The sequence below is a fragment of the Streptomyces sp. NRRL B-1347 genome (genome assembly GCF_000720325.1).
Lineage (GTDB): Bacteria > Actinomycetota > Actinomycetes > Streptomycetales > Streptomycetaceae > Streptomyces.
On sequence record NZ_JOJM01000009.1, the window covers coordinates 109,710 to 129,161 of the forward strand.

Sequence of the window (19,452 nt, forward strand, 5' to 3'; positions counted from 1 at the left end):
GAACTCCCCCCAAGCTCCCCCCAAGAACGAAGAAGCACCTCATGCCCCTCCCCAAGGCCGAACTCCACCTGCACATCGAAGGCACCCTGGAGCCCGAGCTCGCCTTCGCCCTCGCCGAGCGCAACGGCGTCACCCTGCCGTACGCCGACACCGAGGCCCTCCGCAAGGCCTACCTCTTCCAGGACCTCCAGTCCTTCCTCGACCTCTACTACGGGCTCATGGCCGTGCTGCGCACGGAGGCCGACTTCGAGGAGCTCGCCGACGCGTACCTCGCCCGGGCCGCCGCCCAGGGCGTGCGCCACGCCGAGATCTTCTTCGACCCCCAGGCCCACACCGCGCGCGGCGTGGAGATCGGCACGGTCGTCGAGGGCCTGGGCCGCGCGCTCGACCGCAGCCGCGAGCGCCACGGCATCACCACCCGCCTCATCATGTGCTTCCTGCGCGACCAGTCCGCCGAGTCGGCCATGGAGACCCTGGAGGCTGCCAAGCCGCACCTCCACCGCATCACCGGCGTCGGCCTCGACTCGGCCGAGGTCGGCCACCCGCCGCGCAAGTTCGCCGCCGTGTACGAGGCGGCGGCCGCGCTCGGCCTGCGCCGCGTCGCCCACGCGGGCGAGGAGGGCCCCGCCGCGTACGTGACCGAGGCCCTGGACGTCCTCGGCGTCGAGCGCGTCGACCACGGCCTGCGCTGCGTCGAGGACCCGGACCTGGTCCGCCGCCTGGTCCGGGACCGCGTCCCGCTGACCCTCTGCCCCCTGTCCAACGTCCGGCTGCGCGCCGTCGACGTCCTGGCGGACCACCCCCTGCCGCAGATGATGGCCGCCGGCCTGCTGTGCACCGTCAACTCCGACGACCCCGCGTACTTCGGCGGCTACGCCGACGACAACTTCCACGCGGTCCGCGAGGCCCTCGGCCTCAGTGAGGACCAGCTCAGGGAACTGGCCCGCAACTCCTTCGAGGCGGCGTTCCTCGACGGCTCCCCGGAGGAGGAGGCGCTGCGCGCGGCGTACTTGGCGGAGGTGGCGGCGTACCGGTTCGACTGAGACGGCGCGCGCCCGCCGTCCCGCCCCGTCCTCCCCACTCCTCAATACCGGCCAACTCGTCGCACCTGCAACGAAGTTGACGCCGGTCCCGATACGCTGGGCCACCCTTGTGACCTAGCGGGCTGGAGAGGACGTCGGGCGTGGGCGAGTACACGAGGATCGACGATCTGAGTGTGATCCGTGGGATGGGCGTGGGCCTCGGCCGCATCAAGGACGCCTTCGACGGACTCGACAAGCTGAGAGGCCAGTACGAGGACGACTTCGGCGACAGCGGGCTCGCCGGTCAGTTCGGCGAGTTCGCGGGCAACTGGGAGCGCCACCGCGAGGAACTCGGCGAGGAGGTCCAGCGCCTGGCCGGGATCGCCAGGGCCGCCGCGGAGACGTACGACGGCGTGGACGGCGAACTGGCCCGCGCGCTGCGCGCGTCGCGCCCCTGATGGGCGCCGCGCGCCCCCGGGACTGGCAGCCCCTCGCGGACAGCGACCCCGTCCCCGGCGACCCGGACCGCCTTCAGGAGCTCGGCCGCAAGCTCCGGCGCACGGCCGACGAACTCGAACGGCAGGTCCGCCACCTCAAGGCGGCCGCCGACGTGACCTCCTGGGACAGCGACGCGGGCCGCGAGTTCCGCGGCGGGGCCAAGAAGTGCCGGGGCCGTCTGGAGGCCGCGCACCGGCGCTACCAGGCTGCCGCCGACGCCATCGGTGACCGGATCGTCGACCACGGCGGCGACTACGAGTCGAACGCCACCGCGCCCGCCGGTACGTACGTCACCGAGCTCCACCGCGCCCAGAAGCTCGCCGACATCGCCCGGCGCGAGGCGCGGGACGCGGAGGAGCGGGGCGGCGCCGCGAAGAAGGGCCTCGACGGCGAGGTCGGCGGACGCCGGAAGGCGGACCTCGAGAAGCAGGCGGCGGCCGCCGGGGACGCGCTCGACGCGGCGCGCGCGAAGCTCGGTGAGGCACGGCGGATCCGCGACGCCGCGGCGAAACGGGCCCGCGAGGCCATCGAGGACGCCGTCTCCGACGACTCCCTCAAGGACGGCTTCTGGGACCGCTTCGCCGACTTCGTCGAGCAGGTCGCGGGCGTCACCGAACTCATCTCCAAATGGGCCGGCATTGCCGCGCTCATGGTCGGCTGGATCCCCGTCATAGGCCAGGGCCTGGCCGGCCTCCTGGGCGCGATCTCCATGGTCGCCACCCTGGCCAACATCGCCTGCACAGCCACCCAGGTCGCCATGGGCGACACGTCCTGGACAGAGCTGGCTTGGTCGGCGGTGGGGTTGTTGGCTATGGGGGCGGGCAAGGCCTTTTCGAAGGTGGCCGGGCGGTATGTGGCGGGGACGTTGCGGCGGATGCGGTTGGCCAAGGGAGGCCGGGAGACCCCACGTCGGTCGAGGCGGAACCGAAAGGGGCTCAATCGGCAGCTCACGAGGGGGCGCCGCATCGAGAAGGGGGATATCTCGGCGTCGCTCCGTGAGCCCGTCACCGAGGTGTTCAGGTCTTCCACTTGGAAGGGGGGCCTTCAGGGTGGATACCGTCAGGCTTGGCGCGAGCTGAAGGATCGCGGAGACGGCAACGGACTCAAGGGCGCCTTGCAGTCTGTTTCGCTCGCTGACGCCTCGGTGGCGTCCGATCTGAAGGAAGTGAAGCACTTGGGCAGGGCTCTGGGGCAATACGAAGCCGTGAACAAGCTGTCGCGAAGGGCAACGGGAATGACCGTTGCTGGATCAGGTATCACGGCTGGCGGCCTGTTCATTGACGAGGTCCACTGAGGAGGAAGACCGATGCTGACGCCACTCGACGGGACGTCCGGGATGGAGGACGACTACATCGTCGACTTCGATTTCGACGGTGACTGGTTGGGCCTGACGCTCTATGAGGGCTCCCGTGAGGAGGCCGAGCGTGTCGCACTGTCGTTGGTAGAGCAGTTCAACCCGCTGGAGCTGAAGGTCGGGAAGGCTGCTTTGCAGCGCGAACTGACACAGAGGGCCCTCAACTTGAACGAGGAGAGCCCTGTGCTCGCCTGCGCCATGTACTCGGTCGGGGGCGAACTACTGGCAGAAATGGTTGGCAACACCTACGGGGAGGACGGTGTCCCGAGGCCGTCCCCCGAGGAATGGCGCTCCCGGCTCCTCGACTGGGGTGATGCTAAGCCGAAGAGCACGCCTGTGGTGTCCGAACTTGAGCTGCCCGTTGGCCCTGCCCTACGTATTCAGGCGGTGCTGGAGGAGAAGCGTCGCCTCGGCTTCGGCCGCCGTCTGTCCGAGACACTGAGGTACGCGGTCTGGCCGACCAGCCAGGAGGAGATCTACGTGCTCGACGTCGACTGGCTCCACCTCGAACGGTCCGACGAAGTAACACACCTCGCCGACAAGCTCATGTCGACCATCCGCCTCGTCCCCGTCCCCTCGGACTTCGACGAGCGGAACGCGGCGGCGCGGGGCGAGCTCTGATGCCCCTTCAAACCGACTGGTCCGCTTCGCCCGCCGAGTACACCATCCTCGTCCCGGAAGGATGGTTCCAGCTGCAGCTAGACCCTCCTGAAGAGCGCGATCGGGGGATCGTCGCGCTCGCTCGGCGGCAGTTCGGCGGAGTCGATCACGCGCCTGTGCTCAGGGAGCGGCTGATGCGGGAGTTGCAGAGGCAGGCTCGGGCGGCGGGTCGGGTGGGTGGGGTTGAGCTGTACTTGTCGTTGCTCACGGTGGGTGGCGTGCCGTTGGCGTCCTCGCTGTTGGTGAGCCTCGCGCACGAGGGGGGCTGGCCCGGGTGCAGGACGGCCCACGACCTGGCCCGGCGGCTCGCGGGCGCCGAGGTCGTGGAGCTGGAGGGCGCGGGCGAGGCCGTGCGCGAGCAGCGCGCCGAGGCGCCGGACCCGGAGCGGCTGATGGGCAGCACCCTCCCCACGACCACCGTGGTCTACAACGTGCCGGTGCCCGCGAGCCGCGCCTGGCTGACGCTCACCTTCTCCACGCCGATGGAGGCCCTCGCGCCGAAGATGGTCGAGCTGTTCGACACCGTGGCGGGGACCCTGCACTGGCAGTGACGGTGGTCGCGGCATTGACGCCGTGTAGACGTCTCTCTAGAGTGCGTTCTCATATGTGGACAGCGTTCACCTTGCCGGAGGCGCCATGCTCACCGTCACCGATGTGCGGCTCACCCCCGTACTGGTCGCCGACCCCCCTCTCCTGAACACCCAGGGGCTCCACCAGCCGTACACACCGCGCCTGATCATCGAGGTGGAGACGGAGGACGGCACGGTCGGCGTGGGGGAGACGTACGGGGACGGGAAGTATCTGGAGCTGGCCCGGCCGTTCGCCGCGCGCCTGGTGGGGCGGGGGGTGGGGGACCTCAACGGGCTGTTCACGCTTGTGGACGAAGTCGAGGTGGACGCGCGCCGGGTGGACACCGCCGTCGACGGCGGCGGCCTGCGCGGCGTGCAGACCGCGGACAAGCTGCGGCTCTCCGTGGTGTCGGGGTTCGAGGTGGCGTGCCTGGACGCCCTCGGCAAGGCGCTCGGCCTGCCCGTGCACGCGCTGCTCGGCGGCAAGGTGCGGGACGCCGTGGAGTACAGCGGCTACTTGTTCTACAAGTACGCGGGGCACCCGGACGGCGTGGGTGACGGGCGGGACGACTGGGGGGCCGCGCTCGACCCGGAGGGCGTCGTCGCGCAGGCGCGGACGTTCGCCGAGCGGTACGGATTCCGGTCGTTCAAGCTCAAGGGCGGGGTGTTCCCGCCGGCGGAGGAGGCCGCCGCCGTCCGGGCGCTCGCCGCCGCCTTCCCGGGGGCGCCGCTGCGCCTCGACCCCAACGGGGCCTGGTCCGTGGAGACTTCCGTCAAGGTCGCCGACGAGCTCGCGGACGTCCTGGAGTATCTGGAGGACCCGGCCCTCGGCACCGCCGCCATGGCCGAGGTCGCCGCGCGGACCCCGGTGCCGCTCGCCACCAACATGTGCGTGACCACCTTCGAGGAGATACCCGAGGCCTTCGCGAGGCGGGCCGTGCGCGTGGTGCTCTCCGACCACCACTACTGGGGCGGCCTGCGGCGGACGCGGGAACTGGCCGCCGTGTGCCGGACGTTCGGCGTGGACGTCTCCATGCACTCCAACACCCACCTGGGGATCAGCCTCGCCGCCATGACGCACGTCGCGGCCACCGTGCCGGGCCTGCGGCACGCGTGCGACTCGCACTACCCGTGGCAGGCGGAGGACGTGCTCACCGAACGGCTGCGGTTCGAGCGCGGGTGCGTCACGGTGAGCGACGCCCCGGGGCTCGGCGTCGAGCTCGACCGCGACCGGCTCGACGCGCTGCACCGGCGGTGGCTGGACGAGGACTTCGCCGCGCTGCGGGAGCGGGACGACGTGGCGGCCATGCGCCGCGCAGAACCGGACTGGGTGACTCCGGCCGTGCCGCGCTGGTAGCGGCCGCGGCCTGTCGGACCCGTCGGTTACGTTGCCTCCATGGCCGTACCACCTGCCGTACCACCCGCCGTCCCACGCGGGACGCCCGCGGCGCCGGGAAGTACCGGCGCCGAGCCCGAAAGCACCGTCGTCGATCCGCTCAAGTCGACCCGGCGCGCGGGCGATCCGCCCTGCGACGTGTATCTCACCGGCACCGTGTTCCTGGACATCATCTTCACCGGCCTCGACACCGCGCCCGTGCGCGGCACGGAGTCCTGGGCCCGGGGGATGGGGTCCAGCCCCGGCGGCGTCGCCAACATGGCGACCGCGCTCGCCCGGCTCGGCCTGCGCACCTCGCTCGCCGCCGCCTTCGGCGACGACCACTACGGGGAGTACTGCTGGGACGCCCTGGAGCAGGGCGAGGGCATCGACCTGTCCTCCTCGCGGACCGTGCCGGACTGGCACTCGCCGGTCACCGTCTCCATGGCGTACGAGGGCGAGCGGACCATGGTCAGCCACGGCCACGAGCCGCCGCCCGACGCCCACGCGCCCGACGGCGGCGCGCCCGCGTGCCCGCCCCGCGCGCGAGCCGCCGTCGCCTCCCTGACCCCCGGCACGCGCGCGCCCTGGATCGAGTCGGCGGCCCGCCGCGGGACGACGATCTTCGCCGACGTGGGCTGGGACGACACCGGGCGGTGGGACCTGGGGCAGCTGCCCGACCTGCGGCACTGCGAGGCCTTCCTGCCGAACGCGGCGGAGGCCATGCGGTACACCGGCACCTCCTGCCCGCGCGCCGCGGCCCACGCCCTGACCGAGCACGTGCCGGTCGCCGTGGTCACCCTCGGCGCCGAGGGCGCGTACGCGGTGGACGGGCGCACCGGCGAGACCGCGTCCGTGCCCGCCATCGAGGTGGAGGCCCTCGACCCCACCGGGGCGGGCGACGTGTTCGTCGCGGGCTTCGTGACCGGCACCCTCGCCGACTGGCCGCTCGCCGACCGGCTCGCCTTCGCCGGTCTCACGGCCGCCCTGTCGGTGCAGGAGTTCGGCGGCTCCCTCTCGGCGCCCGGCTGGGAGGAGATCGGCGCCTGGTGGCGGCGGGTGCGGGAGCTCGACCAGCAGGACCCCGTGGCCCTGGAGCGCTACGGCTTCCTGGAGGCGCTGCTCCCGGACGCCGCGCGCCCCTGGCCGCTGCGGCGCGCCGTGCCCACCATCGGGTTCCGGCGCTCCGCGTGAGCCGCCCGGCGCCCATCCGCGGCGGAAAAGCCCTACGGGGTTGTCCGTGCCGAGTCGTACTCTTGGCAGTACGAAGGGCGCCCAGCGGGCGAGCCCCCGCGACGAGGAGGACGTGCAGGCCTTAAGCGCCGGCCCATGACTCAGACACCGACAGCTCAGACCCCTGCGCAGGCACAGGCGCGAGCCCACTTCACGGTCCCGGCCAAGCACCCGATGGTGACCGTCCTCGGCTCCGGAGACGCGCTGCTGCGCGTGATCGAGAAGGCCTTCCCGGCGGCCGACATCCATGTCCGGGGCAATGAGATCAGCGCCGTGGGCGACGCGCGTGAAGTCGCCCTCGTGCAGCGCCTGTTCGACGAGATGATGCTGGTGCTCCGCACCGGACAGCCGATGACGGAGGACGCAGTGGAACGCTCGATCGCCATGCTCAGAGCAGGCGAGACCGGCGAAGGACCGGACGAGACCCCGGCCGAGGTGCTCACCCAGAACATCCTCTCGTCGCGCGGCCGCACCATCCGCCCCAAGACGCTCAACCAGAAGCGTTACGTGGACGCGATCGACAAGCACACGATCGTCTTCGGCATCGGCCCCGCGGGCACCGGCAAGACCTATCTGGCCATGGCCAAGGCCGTCCAGGCCCTCCAGTCCAAGCAGGTCAACCGCATCATCCTGACCCGCCCCGCCGTCGAGGCCGGCGAGCGCCTCGGCTTCCTCCCCGGCACGCTGTACGAGAAGATCGACCCCTATCTCCGCCCGCTGTACGACGCGCTGCACGACATGCTGGACCCGGACTCGATCCCGCGCCTGATGGCGGCCGGGACCATCGAGGTCGCCCCGCTGGCGTACATGCGCGGCCGGACGCTGAACGACGCGTTCATCATCCTGGACGAGGCGCAGAACACGAGCCCCGAGCAGATGAAGATGTTCCTCACCCGGCTCGGCTTCGACTCGAAGATCGTGATCACGGGCGACGTCACCCAGGTCGACCTGCCGAACGGCACGAAGTCCGGCCTGCGCCAGGTCCAGGACATCCTGGAGGGCGTCGAGGACGTGCACTTCTCGCGGCTCACCTCGCACGATGTCGTCCGGCACAAGCTGGTCGGCCGTATCGTCGACGCGTACGAGAAGTACGACAGCGAGAACGGCACGGAGAACGGCTCCCGCAAGGGCCGGTCCAGAGGAAAGTAGAAGACACAGCGCCATGTCGATCGACGTCAACAACGAATCCGGCACCGAGGTCGACGAGCAGGCGATCCTCGACATCGCCCGCTACGCGCTGGCGCGGATGCGGATCCACCCGCTCTCCGAACTCTCGGTGATCGTCGTGGACGCCGACGCCATGGAGCAGCTGCACATCCAGTGGATGGACCTGCCCGGTCCCACGGACGTGATGTCCTTCCCGATGGACGAGCTGCGCCCGCCGATGAAGGACGACGAGGAGCCCCCGCAGGGGCTCCTCGGCGACATCGTGCTCTGCCCCGAGGTCGCCACCAAGCAGGGCGAGGAGGCGCCGACGAAGCACTCCATGGACGAGGAGCTCCAGCTCCTGACCGTCCACGGCGTGCTGCACCTGCTCGGGTACGACCACGAGGAGCCCGACGAGAAGGCCGAGATGTTCGGCCTGCAGGCCGCCATCGTCGACGGCTGGCGGGCCGAGCAGGGCCTCACCGGCCCCTCCCCGGCGCCGACCGTCTCGTAGCCCCATGTCCATCCAGCTCATCGCGGGTGCCGTCGCCCTGATCGTGGTGGCCTGGCTCGCCGCCTGCGCCGAGGCGGGCATCGCCCGCGTCTCCAGCTTCCGCGCCGAGGAGGCCGTCCGCTCCGGGCGGCGCGGCAGCGCGAAGCTGGCCCAGGTCGCCGCCGACCCGACCCGCTATCTGAACGTGGCGCTGCTCGTCCGCGTCGCCTGCGAGATGGCGGCCGCGGCCCTGGTGACGTACGCCTGTCTGCGCGAGTTCGACGCGACCTGGGAGGCCCTCGCCGTCGCCATCGGCGTCATGGTCCTCGTCTCGTACGTGGCCGTCGGCGTGTCCCCGCGCACCATCGGCCGCCAGCACCCGCTGAACACGGCGACGGCCGCCGCGTACGTGCTCCTGCCGCTCGCCCGCGTCATGGGGCCCATCCCGCCCCTGCTCATCCTCATCGGCAACGCGCTCACGCCGGGGAAGGGCTTCCGGCGCGGCCCGTTCGCCTCCGAGGCCGAGCTGCGGGCCATGGTCGACCTGGCCGAGAAGGAGTCCCTGATCGAGGACGAGGAGCGCCGCATGGTGCACTCCGTCTTCGAGCTGGGCGACACGCTCGTGCGCGAAGTGATGGTCCCGCGCACCGACTTGATCTCCATCGAGCGCTACAAGACCATCCGGCAGGCCCTGACGCTCGCGCTGCGCTCCGGCTTCTCGCGCATCCCGGTCACCGGCGAGAGCGAGGACGACGTGGTCGGCATCGTCTACCTCAAGGACCTGGCCCGCAAGACGCACATCAACCGCGACGCCGAGAACGACCTGGTGTCGACCGCCATGCGCCCCGCCACGTTCGTGCCCGACACGAAGAACGCGGGCGACCTGCTGCGCGAGATGCAGCAGGAGCGCAACCACGTCGCCGTCGTCATCGACGAGTACGGCGGCACCGCCGGGATCGTCACCATCGAGGACATCCTGGAGGAGATCGTCGGCGAGATCACCGACGAGTACGACCGGGAGCTGCCGCCCGTCGAGGACCTGGGCGGCGGTGCCCACCGCGTCACCGCCCGCCTCGACATCGGCGACCTCGGCGAGCTGTACGGCCTGGAGGCGTACGACGACGAGGACGTGGAGACCGTCGGCGGGCTGCTCGCCAAGCAGCTCGGGCGGGTGCCGATCGCCGGTGCCAAGGCCGTGGTGACGCTGCCGGACGAGCGGAAGCTGCGGCTCACCGCGGAGGCCGCGGCAGGACGGCGCAACAAGATCGTGACCGTGCTTGTGGAGCCGGTCGCGCCGGGGGGCGCGGAGTCCGGCTCCGGGGAGGAGACCGGGCGATGAATCCGCAGGAGCTACGGACGTTCTGCCTGTCGTTCAACGACGCGGCCGAGGACTTTCCGTTCGGCCCCGAGACGTCGGTGTTCAAGGTGGCGGGCAAGCTGTTCGCCCTGAGCGCCCTCGACCGGGAGCCACTGACGGTCAATCTGAAGTGCGACCCCGAGATCGCCCTGCAACTGCGCGCCCAGTACCCGGACATCGTGCCCGGCTGGCACATGAACAAGCGGCACTGGAACACGGTGACGGCCGACGCGGACCTCCCCGACCAGCTGGTGCGCGAGCTGATCGAGGACTCGTACGACCTGGTGGTGGCGGGCCTGCCGCGATCCGAGCGGCTCCGGCTCGACCGCCCCTGACCCCGGGCAGCGGACAGCGCCCCCGCCCTGAGGGCGGGGGCGTTCGCCGTCCGGCTCCGGTTCAGCGGCGCCGCAGCAGGGCCCTGCCGACCAGCGCGGCCGTGGCGAGGACGATCGCGGCGTCGATGGCCAGGACCGTGCGCGTGCCCGTCAGGGTGTCGCCGCCCGTCGTCGCGAGGACGCCGAGGATCGGGATGCCGATGGTGATGCCCACCTGCTGGGTGGAGGTGACCAGGCCGGTCGCCAGACCCTGCTCCTCGTCGGGGACGCCCGACGTGACCGTGACGCCGTACGAGACGATCGCGCCGAGGTGGAACAGGCTGGCCACCGACACGGCCACGGTCGCGAGCCACACCGACCACGCGCCCTCGCCGATCGCGAGGAGCGCCGCCACGAACAGGCCCTGGCCGAGCAGCGAGCCGACGAGCGTGCGGCGCGGCCCGAAGCGGCCGATGACCTTCGGCGCGCGCATGCCCGCGAAGACCGACACGACGCCCTGGACGCCGAAGACCAGGCCGGTCTCGAAGGCGGACAGGTCCAGGACGTCCTGGAAGTAGAGCGTCAGGACGAAGACGACCGTCGACATCATCGAGAAGGTGACGAGGCCGCCGAGGTTGCCCCACGCCACCGTGCGGCGGCGCAGCATCGGCAGCGAGACCAGCGGCGCGGCCGCGCGCGTCTCGACGTAGCCGAAGGCGGCGAGCAGGGCGACGCCCGCGATCAGCGTGACGAGCACGTCGGCGCCGCCGAAGCCGCGCTCGGCGGCCGTGGACAGGGCGTAGATCAGGGAGAGCAGACCGCCGGTGACCGTGACCGCGCCGGGGACGTCCAGGCGCGGGCGCTCCGGGGTGCGGGACTCCGGCAGCAGGCCGGGCGCAAGCGGCAGCACGAGCAGCGCGAAGAGGGTGAGCAGCCCCATCGTGGAGCGCCAGCCGAGGGTGTCGGTGAGGACGCCGCCGAGCACCATGCCGACGGTGAAGCCGAGGGACAGCAGCGTGCCGGAGATGCCGAGCGCCCGGTCGCGCTGCGGGCCCTCCGGGAACGTCGTGGTGAGCAGCGACATGCCGGTCGGCACGATCGCGGCCGCGCCCACGCCCTGCAGCGCGCGCCCGGCCAGGAACGACGCCGGGTCCCAGGCGAAGGTGGCGAGCAGCGAGGCCGCGCCGAACAGCGCGAGCCCGCCGAGGAACAGCCTGCGCCGCCCGAACAGGTCGCCGACGCGGCCGAAAAGCAGCAGGAAGCCGCCGGACGGCAGCGCGAAGGCGGTGACGGCCCACTGGAGCGCGGTGTGGCTCATACCGAGGTCCCCGCCGAGCACGGGCAGCGCCACGTTCAGGACGGAGAAGTCGAGCGCCACCATGAACTGCGCGGCGCACAGCACGAACAGGATGAGCTTGTCACGGCGGGAGAGCTTCGGGGGCGCCGCGGCGGGCGCGGGCCCGGCGGGGGCGGTGGGGGAGGGAGCGGAGGTGTCTATCGCCATGGTCACGAGCTTGCGGCGGCCGGAATAGCCGTGGGGAGCGGGAACTTATGCTGGTGGTACGACCACCAGGCGGACCGGCGGGCGGATGACGGGGGGACAGGTGGCCAGTCAGGCCGGGGAGCGGACCGACGGGGCGAAGGCCCGTCGCCGAGTGGAGCTGCGGGACTTCCTGATGAGCAGGCGCGCCCGGGTGAGCCCGGCCGATGCCGGGCTCCCGGAGGGCGGTCGGCGGCGCACGCCGGGCCTCAGACGCGAGGAGGTCGCCGTGCTCGCGGGCGTCGGCGCGTCCTGGTACCAGTGGCTGGAGCAGGGCCGCGACATCTCCGTGTCGCCGCAGGTCCTGGACTCCGTGGCGCGCGTCCTGAAGCTGTCCGGCACCGAGCGCCGCCACCTGTACGTGCTCGCGGGGCTCAACCCGCCCGCGCCGGAGGCCGAGCAGGGCGCGGAGCACATGAGCGAGGGCCTGCGGCGGCTCATCGACACCTGGATGCCGTACCCGGCGCACATCATGGACCGCTACTACAACTGCGTCGTCTACAACGACGCGGCCGCCATGGTCCTCGGCATGCGCCCCGAGACCACGCAGAACTGCATCCTCGACTTCTTCACCGACCCCATGTACCGCTCGCGCAGCGTCAGCTGGGCGCAGAACGCGGCGACGCTCGTCGCGCAGTTCCGCGCGGCCTGCTCCGAGCACCCGGGCGACGAGGGCTTCCAGGAGCTGCTCGCCCGGCTGCACGACACGGGCGAGGAGTTCACGGAGCTGTGGGAGCGGCAGGACATCCGGCCCGCGGGCCTGGTCCACAAGGAGATCGACCATCCGCTCGCGGGCATCCTGCACGTGGAGTCGACCGCCCTGAAGGTGCCCGCGCGGCCCGATCTGACGATCGTCATGCACACGCCGCTGCCGCTCGCGGACACGGCGGCGAAGCTGGAGTGGCTGGCCACGCCGCAGGCGCGGCGCGGGTCGATGTACCGGGTGGCCGGGTGAGCCGCGGGCCCGTGCCCGCCGCCCGCACCCGTCTCCTTATGCTCGTGCCATGACTGAGCGCACCGACCTCGGCCCAGAGGACCAGAAGATCGTCACCCTCGCGCGTTCGGCGCGGGCCCGCAACGGGGTGCCGGAGGGGGCGGCCGTGCGGGACGAGACCGGGCGCACGTACGTCGCCGGGACGGTCGGCCTCGCGTCCCTGGATCTTTCCGCGCTGCGTACGGCCGTGGCGATGGCCGTGGCGTCGGGGGCGGAGTCCCTTGAGGCGGCGGCCGTGGTCTCCGGCGCGGAGTCCCTCGCGGACGCGGACCTGGCGGCCGTGCGGGACCTGGGCGGGGCCGGCACCCCGGTGCACCTGGCGGGCCCCGACGGCACGGTCCGGCTCACCACGGAGGCCTGACCCTCGCGGGGCGCCCCGCCGTGTCCATCAGCGCGCTCCGCGCGCGGGCGCCCCTTCCCGATCCGGGGGCTGCCGCCCCCGCGCCCCTGCTTTTCGGCGCTCCGCGCCTCGTCCTCAAACGCCGGACGGGCTGAAAGTCTCCGGTGCGGGCCGGATCGTGTCTGCGGTCCGCAGGGGAGATCCGGTCCGCACCGGCACGAATCCAGCCCGTCCGGCGTTTGAGGACGAGCGCGTCAGCGCGACGGAGGGGCGGGCGGGTGGGGAGAGACCAGGGTGCGGGGGACCGCCCGAGGCGACCCCGGGGGAAAAGATCAGGGACAATGGCGCCATGAGCGTTCGAACCCAGACCCCTCAGCCGACCCAGCGGAGCGACCACCGTGCGGGCTTCGCCTGCTTCGTGGGCCGCCCCAACGCCGGCAAGTCCACCCTGACGAACGCTCTGGTCGGCAAGAAGGTGGCCATCACCTCGAACCGGCCGCAGACGACCCGGCACACCGTGCGCGGCATCGTGCACCGGCCCGACGCGCAGCTGATCCTGGTCGACACCCCCGGCCTGCACAAGCCGCGCACGCTGCTCGGCGAGCGGCTGAACGACGTGGTGCGCGCCACCTGGGCCGAGGTCGACGTGATCGGCTTCTGCCTGCCGGCGGACCAGAAGATCGGGCCCGGCGACCGGTTCATCGCCAAGGAGCTGGCGTCGATCAAGAAGGCGCCGAAGGTCGCCATCGTCACCAAGACCGACCTGGTCGACAGCAAGGCGCTCGCCGAGCAGCTCATCGCGATCGACCAGCTCGCCAAGGAGCTCGGCTTCCAGTGGCAGGAGATCGTGCCGGTCTCCGCCGTCGGCGAGAAGCAGGTGGACCTGCTCGCCGACCTCCTGGTGCCGCTGCTGCCGGAGGGCCCCGCGCTCTACCCCGAGGGCGACCTCACGGACGAGCCCGAGCAGGTCATGGTCGCCGAGCTGATCCGCGAGGCCGCCCTGGAGGGCGTGCGGGACGAGCTGCCGCACTCCATCGCCGTGGTGGTCGAGGAGATGCTGCCCCGCGAGGGCCGCCCCGCCGACAAGCCCCTGCTCGACATCCACGCCAACGTGTTCATCGAGCGGTCCAGCCAGAAGGGCATCATCATCGGCCCCAAGGGCAAGCGGCTCAAGGACGTCGGCATCAAGTCCCGCAAGCAGATCGAGGCGCTCCTCGGCACGCCCGTCTTCCTCGACCTGCACGTGAAGGTGGCGAAGGACTGGCAGCGGGACCCCAAGCAGCTACGGCGCCTGGGCTTCTAGTCCGGCCAGGGCCGACCGGAGCCAGTGGTAGGACGCCTTCGGGGTGCGCTGCTGCGTGGCGTAGTCGACGTGGACCAGGCCGAACCGCTGGCGGTGGCCCTCCGCCCACTCGAAGTTGTCGAGCAGCGACCACACGAAGTAGCCCCGGACGTCGACGCCCGCCGTCGCCGCCCGGTGCAGGGCCCGCAGATGGCCGTCCAGGTACGCGATGCGGTCCTGGTCGTCCAGGCCGTCGTAGGAGCAGCCGTTCTCCGTGATGACCACGGGCGGAAGCCGGTCGCCGTACCGCTCGCGGAGGGTCAGGAGCAGCTCGGTCAGGGCCTCGGGGACCACCGGCCAGCCGAAGCCGGTCAGCGGGTGCCCGGTGATCTCGCGGGGCGCGAAGGGCAGCTGGGGCGGCAGCGTCACGCCGGAGAACTCCGTGGCGTGCTCGGCGGGGGCACCCACCCGCGTGGGCTGGTAGAAGTTCACGCCGTACCAGTCGAGCGGCTCGGCGATCACCTTCAGGTCCGCCGCCAGGTCCGGCACGTCGGCGGCGAGCAGCTCCGTGACGGCCTCGGGGTAGCGGCCGGTGAGCAGCGGGTCGGCGAACAGCCGGTTGAGGAGGACGTCGTAGAAGTCGGCGGCCGCCAGGTCCTCGGGGGCGTCGGACGCGGGCCAGGTCGGCCCGTGCGAGTTCGCGATGCCCACGTCCCGGGCGCCCGCGGCGCGCAGCGCCCGCACCGCGAGGCCGTGGCCGAGGAGCTGGTGGTGGGCCACCGGAAGGGCGTCGAAGAGCAGCCGCTTCCCGGGCGCGTGCTGGCCCAGGGCGTGGCCGAGCAGGGTGTGCTCGGCGGGCTCGTTCAGGGTGATCCACTTCGGTACGCGGTCGCCGATGCGGGCCGCGACCACGGCGACGTACTCGGCGAAGCGCTCGGCCGTCGCGCGCGTGAGCCAGCCGCCCGCCTCCTCCACGGCCAGCGGGGTGTCCCAGTGGAAGAGCGTCGGCACGGGGCGCACGCCCGCCGCGCACAGCTCGTCGACGAGCCGGTCGTAGAAGTCCAGGCCCCGCTCGCTGACGGCGCCCGTCCCGGCGGGCAGGACGCGCGGCCAGGACACCGAGAAGCGGTACGCGCCCACACCCAGGTCACGGACGAGGGCCACGTCCTCGCGGTAGCGGCGCACGTGGTCGCAGGCCACGGCGGCCGTGGTGCCGTCCTTCACGTTCCCCGGCAGGGCCGTGAAGGCGTCCCAGACCGACGGGCCGCGCTCGTCGGCGGCGCCCTCGATCTGGTGGGCCGACGTGGCCACGCCCCACAGGAAGTCGCGCGGGAACGGGGGCAGCGGGGCGCGGGGGCCCGGAGGGATGGTCGCCATGCGCGGGATCATCCGCACCGGGCGGAACGGAAGTCAACGCCCGGGCGCACAAAGGGTGTTGCGACGGTCTCCCGCCGGCTACGAGCCCTCCTTCAGGACCCGGGTGATGAGCTGTCGCTGGTCGTCGGTCAGGCGCGGGTCCGCGCAGTACACGGTGCGCCCGTCGACGGTGATCTGGTAGCTGAAGCCGTCGGGCACGCCGATCGGCGGCTCGCCCCGGCCGTCGGCCACGGCCCGCTCGGCCAGGGCGTGCCACTCCTGGGCATCGACGCGCGCGGTGGTGTCCACCTCCGCGTGCCGCTCGATGCCCCCGAAACCTCCGGTGCGCTTCACCTGGATACGCATGGGTCCTGTCTACTCCAGGCTCCGGCGCCCCGCCAGGCGGCCCCCGAGGGCCCGACGGCTTCCGGCCGGATCAGGTCGCTGCCACCTTGACCTGCGCCCATGCGTCCAGGACCGCCTTGAGCTCCTCGCCGTCCCCGTACTTGGCGCGGGCGGCCGCGACCGTCAGCTTGGCGAAGTCCGTGAACGACGCGTCCTGGGCCAGCTCGCCGCCGGTCAGGACGGCGTACCAGATCTGCCCGGCCCGCTCCCAGGCGTGGCCGCCGAGGGTCTGGGCGAGCAGGTAGAAGGCGTGGTTCGGGATGCCGGAGTTGATGTGCACGCCGCCGTTGTCGCGGCCGGTGCGGACGTAGTCGTCCATGGTGGCGGGCTGCGGGTCCTTGCCGAGGACGTCGTCGTCGTACGCGGTGCCCGGGGCCTTCATGGAGCGCAGGGCGGTGCCGGTGACGCGCTCGGCGAGCAGGCCCGCGCCGATCAGCCAGTCGGCGTCGGCGGCGGTCTGGCCGAGCGTGTACTGCTTGATCAGCGAGCCGAAGACGTCCGCCATGGACTCGTTCAGGGCGCCGGGCTGGCCGAAGTAGGTGAGGTTGGCGGTGTACTGGACCACGCCGTGCGTCAGCTCGTGGCCGATCACGTCCACGGGGATGGTGAAGTCGAGGAAGATCTCCCTGTCCCCGTCGCCGAACACCATCTGCTCGCCGTTCCAGAAGGCGTTCCCGTAGTCCTCGCCGTAGTGGACGGTGGCGTTCAGCGGCAGTCCGCCGCCGTCGATCGAGTCGCGCGCGAAGTGCTTGAAGAACACCTCGAAGGTCGCGCCGAGGCCGTCGTACGCGCGGTTGACGGTGGCGTCCTTGCCGGCCTTCTCGCCCTCGCCGCGCACCTTGCGGCCGGGCAGGTCCGTGCGGTGCTTGGCGTCGTGGATGGTGCGGTGCGGCTTGCCCTCCTCGGCGCCCTTGGGCGCGGCGACGGACGGGGCGCCGATGACCGTGGTCAGTCGGCGCTGGGTGCGCTCGAAGGCGTCCCGCTGGAGGGTGCGGCGGGCCGGTCCGGCGAGGGCGGGGTCCTGGTTCTGGGCGAGGGTGTCCAGGACGAACGGCGGCACGATGGTGCAGAAGACGGGCTCGAACCTCTCCGGGTTCCCCGTTGGGTTGGCGGTCATGCGTGGCAATGTGGCACCGGGTCATGCCGCTGTCACTAGCTGCCACCATGATTGGTGAAATACCGGGATACGGGGCCTGCGAGGCGGCCTGGACTGCTAAGGCTGGGCTGGAGCTGCCGTGCCTTGGCTGCGGGCCGTCTGTGGCTGGGCGCGCAGTTCCCCGCGCCCCTTCGGGGCGCTTTAACGCCCTGCCCCCTCGCTCCCGGCTGCCGGAGCGGTTGGAATGTTCGCGGCGCACCGGCGCAGGTCCCGCATAGTGATACGGGACGCCGTATCGGCGGATGCTCGGTTAGGCTGCTGAGCATCATGCGTTACGGGCTGCTTCTCCTTAGCCGCCGCGGCGAGGGCCTGTAGTCGAGGCCGACCCCCTCCCCGCGGAGTTCGGTGCTGCGCAAGACCGTCGGCCGTCCTGAAGGACTCACCGAGGAGCCCGCACACCCCATGCCGAATTTTCAACGTCCCTCCGCCATGCCGATCCACAAGTACGGCCAGTACGAGCAGGTGGATCTGCCCGACCGCACCTGGCCCGACCAGCGCATCACCGTGGCGCCCCGGTGGCTGTCCACGGACCTGCGGGACGGCAACCAGGCGCTGATCGACCCGATGTCCCCGGCCCGCAAGCGGGCGATGTTCGACCTGCTGGTCAAGATGGGCTACAAGGAGATCGAGGTCGGATTCCCCTCCTCCGGGCAGACCGACTTCGATTTCGTCCGGTCGATCATCGAGGACGAGGGCGCCATCCCCGACGACGTGACGATCTCGGTGCTCACCCAGGCCCGCGAAGAGCTGATCGAGCGCACCGTCGCGTCCCTGAAGGGCGCCAACCGCGCCACCGTCCACCTGTACAACGCGACCGCGCCGGTGTGGCGCGAGGTCGTCTTCCGCGGCTCGCGCGACCAGGTCAAGCAGATCGCCGTCGACGGCACGCGCCTGGTCATGGAGTACGCCGAGAAGCTGCTGGGCCCCGAGACGGTCTTCGGGTACCAGTACAGCCCGGAGATCTTCACCGACACCGAGCTGGACTTCGCCCTGGAGGTCTGCGAGGGCGTCATGGACACCTGGCAGCCCGACGCCGACCGCGAGATCATCCTGAACCTGCCCGCGACCGTGGAGCGCTCGACGCCCTCCACGCACGCGGACCGTTTCGAGTGGATGAGCCGCCATCTGTCCCGGCGACAGTACGTATGCCTGTCCATCCATCCGCACAACGACCGCGGCACCGCCATCGCCGCCGCCGAGCTGGCCGTGATGGCGGGCGGCGACCGCGTCGAGGGCTGCCTGTTCGGCCAGGGCGAGCGCACCGGCAACGTGGACCTGGTCGCCCTGGGCATGAACCTGTTCAGCCAGGGCATCGACCCGCAGATCGACTTCTCGGACATCGACGAGATCCGCCGGGTGTACGAGTACTGCACGCAGATGGAGGTCCACCCCCGCCACCCGTACGCGGGCGACCTCGTCTACACCGCCTTCTCCGGCTCCCACCAGGACGCCATCAAGAAGGGCTTCGACTCCATGGAGTCCCGCGCGGCCGCCGCGGGCAAGACGGTCGACGACATCGAGTGGGCCGTGCCGTACCTGCCCATCGACCCCAAGGACGTCGGCCGCTCGTACGAGGCCGTGATCCGCGTCAACTCGCAGTCCGGCAAGGGCGGCATCGCGTACGTCCTGAAGAACGACCACAAGCTGGACCTGCCGCGCCGGATGCAGATCGAGTTCTCGAAGATCATCCAGGCGAAGACCGACGCCGAGGGCGGCGAGGTCTCGCCCGACGCGATCTGGAGCGTCTTCCAGGACGAGTACCTGCCCAACCCGGATAACCCCTGGGGCCGCATCCAGCTGCGCGCCAGCCAGACGACCATGGGCGACGACGGCGCCGACACGCTGACCGTCGGGGCGATCGTGGACGGCGAGTCCACGGTCCTCACCGGCACCGGCAACGGCCCGATCTCCGCGTTCTTCGCGGCCCTGCAGTCCGTCGGCATCGACGCCCGCCTGCTGGACTACCAGGAGCACACGATGAGCGCCGAGGCCTCCGCGCAGGCGGCCTCGTACATCGAGTGCGTCGTCGGCGACAAGGTCCTGTGGGGCGTCGGCATCGACGCGAATACGACACGTGCCTCGCTGAAGGCCGTCGTCTCGGCCGTCAACCGCGCGGCCCGCTGAGGCTGTTCGACCCCCAGTTCGACCGGTGCTTTCGTGGCCCCGTCCGCCCTTGTGGCGGGCGGGGCCACGGCGCGCCGGGCGGCTGGTCGCGGGCCTGCTACCGGCCATCTCCCGTCCGGGGTACTGACGCGGCATCATCGATGTGGCTAACATCACGCCAACGCGGCAGGGCGGCCGCGGAGTCGTGGAGGTGCGTGGTGCTGCCAGACCGGGAACGAGACGGCCGGAATTCCC

At 71.6% G+C, this 19,452-nt stretch carries 19 protein-coding genes; 15 read left to right on the forward strand and 4 right to left on the reverse strand.

Going from position 1 to position 19,452, the window contains the following annotated elements:
- Positions 1–41 precede the first annotated feature (41 nt).
- The 11 genes from IG74_RS0111770 (at position 42) to IG74_RS0111820 (ending at position 10,042) form a co-directional block, all read left to right on the forward strand.
- Entirely contained in the window at positions 42–1,043 is a 1,002-nt protein-coding gene (locus IG74_RS0111770; protein WP_030674077.1) for an adenosine deaminase, read from the forward strand.
- Positions 1,044–1,183: 140 nt separating this feature from the next.
- Positions 1,184–1,480: a hypothetical protein gene (locus IG74_RS0111775; protein ID WP_051854799.1), complete on the forward strand. Its 297-nt coding sequence runs from the start codon at positions 1,184–1,186 to the stop codon at positions 1,478–1,480.
- Entirely contained in the window at positions 1,480–2,814 is a 1,335-nt protein-coding gene (locus IG74_RS45805) for a hypothetical protein (protein ID WP_037825085.1), read from the forward strand. Before IG74_RS0111775 ends, IG74_RS45805 begins: the two co-directional genes overlap by 1 nt.
- Before the next feature lie 12 nt (positions 2,815–2,826).
- On the forward strand, positions 2,827–3,495 hold the full coding sequence (locus IG74_RS0111785) for a hypothetical protein (protein ID WP_030674082.1): 669 nt from the start codon (positions 2,827–2,829) through the stop codon (positions 3,493–3,495).
- 257 nt (positions 3,496–3,752) lie between these two features.
- Complete coding sequence (locus IG74_RS52035; protein ID WP_158857569.1) at positions 3,753–4,085, forward strand: hypothetical protein; 333 nt, start codon at positions 3,753–3,755, stop codon at positions 4,083–4,085.
- An 85-nt stretch (positions 4,086–4,170) separates the two neighbouring features.
- A complete protein-coding gene (locus tag IG74_RS0111795; RefSeq protein ID WP_030674090.1) occupies positions 4,171–5,460 on the forward strand; it encodes a glucarate dehydratase family protein in 1,290 nt (429 codons plus the stop codon).
- A 39-nt stretch (positions 5,461–5,499) separates the two neighbouring features.
- Positions 5,500–6,672: a carbohydrate kinase family protein gene (locus IG74_RS0111800; RefSeq protein WP_030674092.1), complete on the forward strand. Its 1,173-nt coding sequence runs from the start codon at positions 5,500–5,502 to the stop codon at positions 6,670–6,672.
- Positions 6,673–6,807: 135 nt separating this feature from the next.
- The gene (locus tag IG74_RS0111805) at positions 6,808–7,860 is read left to right on the forward strand and encodes a PhoH family protein (RefSeq protein ID WP_078868719.1); all 1,053 of its coding nucleotides are present in this window, start codon (positions 6,808–6,810) and stop codon (positions 7,858–7,860) included.
- A gap of 13 nt (positions 7,861–7,873) precedes the next feature.
- The gene (gene ybeY, locus IG74_RS0111810) at positions 7,874–8,371 is read left to right on the forward strand and encodes an rRNA maturation RNase YbeY (protein ID WP_030674097.1); all 498 of its coding nucleotides are present in this window, start codon (positions 7,874–7,876) and stop codon (positions 8,369–8,371) included.
- A 4-nt stretch (positions 8,372–8,375) separates the two neighbouring features.
- Positions 8,376–9,689 carry a hemolysin family protein gene (locus tag IG74_RS0111815; protein ID WP_030674100.1) on the forward strand — a complete coding sequence of 438 codons (1,314 nt, stop codon included), beginning with the start codon at positions 8,376–8,378 and terminating at the stop codon, positions 9,687–9,689.
- Entirely contained in the window at positions 9,686–10,042 is a 357-nt protein-coding gene (locus IG74_RS0111820; protein ID WP_030674103.1) for an MmcQ/YjbR family DNA-binding protein, read from the forward strand. The genes IG74_RS0111815 and IG74_RS0111820 overlap by 4 nt, the downstream gene beginning before the upstream one ends.
- A 61-nt stretch (positions 10,043–10,103) precedes the next feature.
- Here IG74_RS0111820 and IG74_RS0111825 read toward each other — a convergent pair whose 3' ends face one another.
- A complete protein-coding gene (locus tag IG74_RS0111825) occupies positions 10,104–11,525 on the reverse strand; it encodes an MFS transporter (RefSeq protein WP_030674106.1) in 1,422 nt (473 codons plus the stop codon).
- Between the two features lie 85 nt (positions 11,526–11,610).
- Here IG74_RS0111825 and IG74_RS0111830 point away from each other — a divergent pair, with 85 nt between their 5' ends.
- The 3 genes from IG74_RS0111830 to era all read left to right on the forward strand — a co-directional run bounded on the left by IG74_RS0111830 (position 11,611) and on the right by era (position 14,198).
- A complete protein-coding gene (locus tag IG74_RS0111830) occupies positions 11,611–12,516 on the forward strand; it encodes a helix-turn-helix transcriptional regulator (RefSeq protein WP_037825090.1) in 906 nt (301 codons plus the stop codon).
- 49 nt (positions 12,517–12,565) lie between these two features.
- Complete coding sequence (locus IG74_RS0111835) at positions 12,566–12,916, forward strand: cytidine deaminase (RefSeq protein ID WP_030674110.1); 351 nt, start codon at positions 12,566–12,568, stop codon at positions 12,914–12,916.
- Positions 12,917–13,244: 328 nt separating this feature from the next.
- Positions 13,245–14,198, forward strand: coding sequence for a GTPase Era (gene era, locus IG74_RS0111840; protein ID WP_030674113.1), 954 nt, complete (start codon positions 13,245–13,247; stop codon positions 14,196–14,198).
- Here the strand turns inward: era and IG74_RS0111845 are convergent.
- The 3 genes from IG74_RS0111845 to IG74_RS0111855 form a co-directional block, all read right to left on the reverse strand.
- Positions 14,178–15,554 (reverse strand): GH1 family beta-glucosidase, encoded by a 1,377-nt coding sequence (locus IG74_RS0111845; RefSeq protein ID WP_030674115.1) that lies wholly within the window; start codon positions 15,552–15,554, stop codon positions 14,178–14,180. The genes era and IG74_RS0111845 overlap by 21 nt on opposite strands.
- Before the next feature lie 78 nt (positions 15,555–15,632).
- On the reverse strand, positions 15,633–15,899 hold the full coding sequence (locus IG74_RS0111850; RefSeq protein WP_030674117.1) for a protealysin inhibitor emfourin: 267 nt from the start codon (positions 15,897–15,899) through the stop codon (positions 15,633–15,635).
- 70 nt (positions 15,900–15,969) lie between these two features.
- Complete coding sequence (locus tag IG74_RS0111855; RefSeq protein WP_030674119.1) at positions 15,970–17,055, reverse strand: M4 family metallopeptidase; 1,086 nt, start codon at positions 17,053–17,055, stop codon at positions 15,970–15,972.
- A 441-nt stretch (positions 17,056–17,496) separates the two neighbouring features.
- On the opposite strand from IG74_RS0111855, the gene leuA reads away from it, so the two are divergent.
- Entirely contained in the window at positions 17,497–19,218 is a 1,722-nt protein-coding gene (gene leuA, locus IG74_RS0111860; RefSeq protein WP_030674121.1) for a 2-isopropylmalate synthase, read from the forward strand.
- Positions 19,219–19,452: the final 234 nt, after the last annotated feature.

Excerpts from the sequence above, each read along its gene's own strand:
- IG74_RS0111770 (WP_030674077.1), top strand. The coding sequence starts at position 42 with ATGCCCCTCCCCAAGGCCGAACTCCACCTGCACATCGAAGGCACCCTG.
- IG74_RS45805 (WP_037825085.1), top strand. The coding sequence starts at position 1,480 with ATGGGCGCCGCGCGCCCCCGGGACTGGCAGCCCCTCGCGGACAGCGAC.
- IG74_RS0111785 (WP_030674082.1), top strand. The coding sequence starts at position 2,827 with ATGCTGACGCCACTCGACGGGACGTCCGGGATGGAGGACGACTACATC.
- IG74_RS0111795 (WP_030674090.1), top strand. The coding sequence starts at position 4,171 with ATGCTCACCGTCACCGATGTGCGGCTCACCCCCGTACTGGTCGCCGAC.
- IG74_RS0111800 (WP_030674092.1), top strand. The coding sequence starts at position 5,500 with ATGGCCGTACCACCTGCCGTACCACCCGCCGTCCCACGCGGGACGCCC.
- IG74_RS0111805 (WP_078868719.1), top strand. The coding sequence starts at position 6,808 with ATGACTCAGACACCGACAGCTCAGACCCCTGCGCAGGCACAGGCGCGA.
- ybeY (WP_030674097.1), top strand. The coding sequence starts at position 7,874 with ATGTCGATCGACGTCAACAACGAATCCGGCACCGAGGTCGACGAGCAG.
- IG74_RS0111815 (WP_030674100.1), top strand. The coding sequence starts at position 8,376 with ATGTCCATCCAGCTCATCGCGGGTGCCGTCGCCCTGATCGTGGTGGCC.
- IG74_RS0111820 (WP_030674103.1), top strand. The coding sequence starts at position 9,686 with ATGAATCCGCAGGAGCTACGGACGTTCTGCCTGTCGTTCAACGACGCG.
- IG74_RS0111825 (WP_030674106.1), bottom strand. The coding sequence starts at position 11,525 with ATGGCGATAGACACCTCCGCTCCCTCCCCCACCGCCCCCGCCGGGCCC.
- IG74_RS0111830 (WP_037825090.1), top strand. The coding sequence starts at position 11,611 with ATGACGGGGGGACAGGTGGCCAGTCAGGCCGGGGAGCGGACCGACGGG.
- IG74_RS0111835 (WP_030674110.1), top strand. The coding sequence starts at position 12,566 with ATGACTGAGCGCACCGACCTCGGCCCAGAGGACCAGAAGATCGTCACC.
- era (WP_030674113.1), top strand. The coding sequence starts at position 13,245 with ATGAGCGTTCGAACCCAGACCCCTCAGCCGACCCAGCGGAGCGACCAC.
- IG74_RS0111845 (WP_030674115.1), bottom strand. The coding sequence starts at position 15,554 with ATGGCGACCATCCCTCCGGGCCCCCGCGCCCCGCTGCCCCCGTTCCCG.
- IG74_RS0111850 (WP_030674117.1), bottom strand. The coding sequence starts at position 15,899 with ATGCGTATCCAGGTGAAGCGCACCGGAGGTTTCGGGGGCATCGAGCGG.
- IG74_RS0111855 (WP_030674119.1), bottom strand. The coding sequence starts at position 17,055 with ATGACCGCCAACCCAACGGGGAACCCGGAGAGGTTCGAGCCCGTCTTC.
- leuA (WP_030674121.1), top strand. The coding sequence starts at position 17,497 with ATGCCGAATTTTCAACGTCCCTCCGCCATGCCGATCCACAAGTACGGC.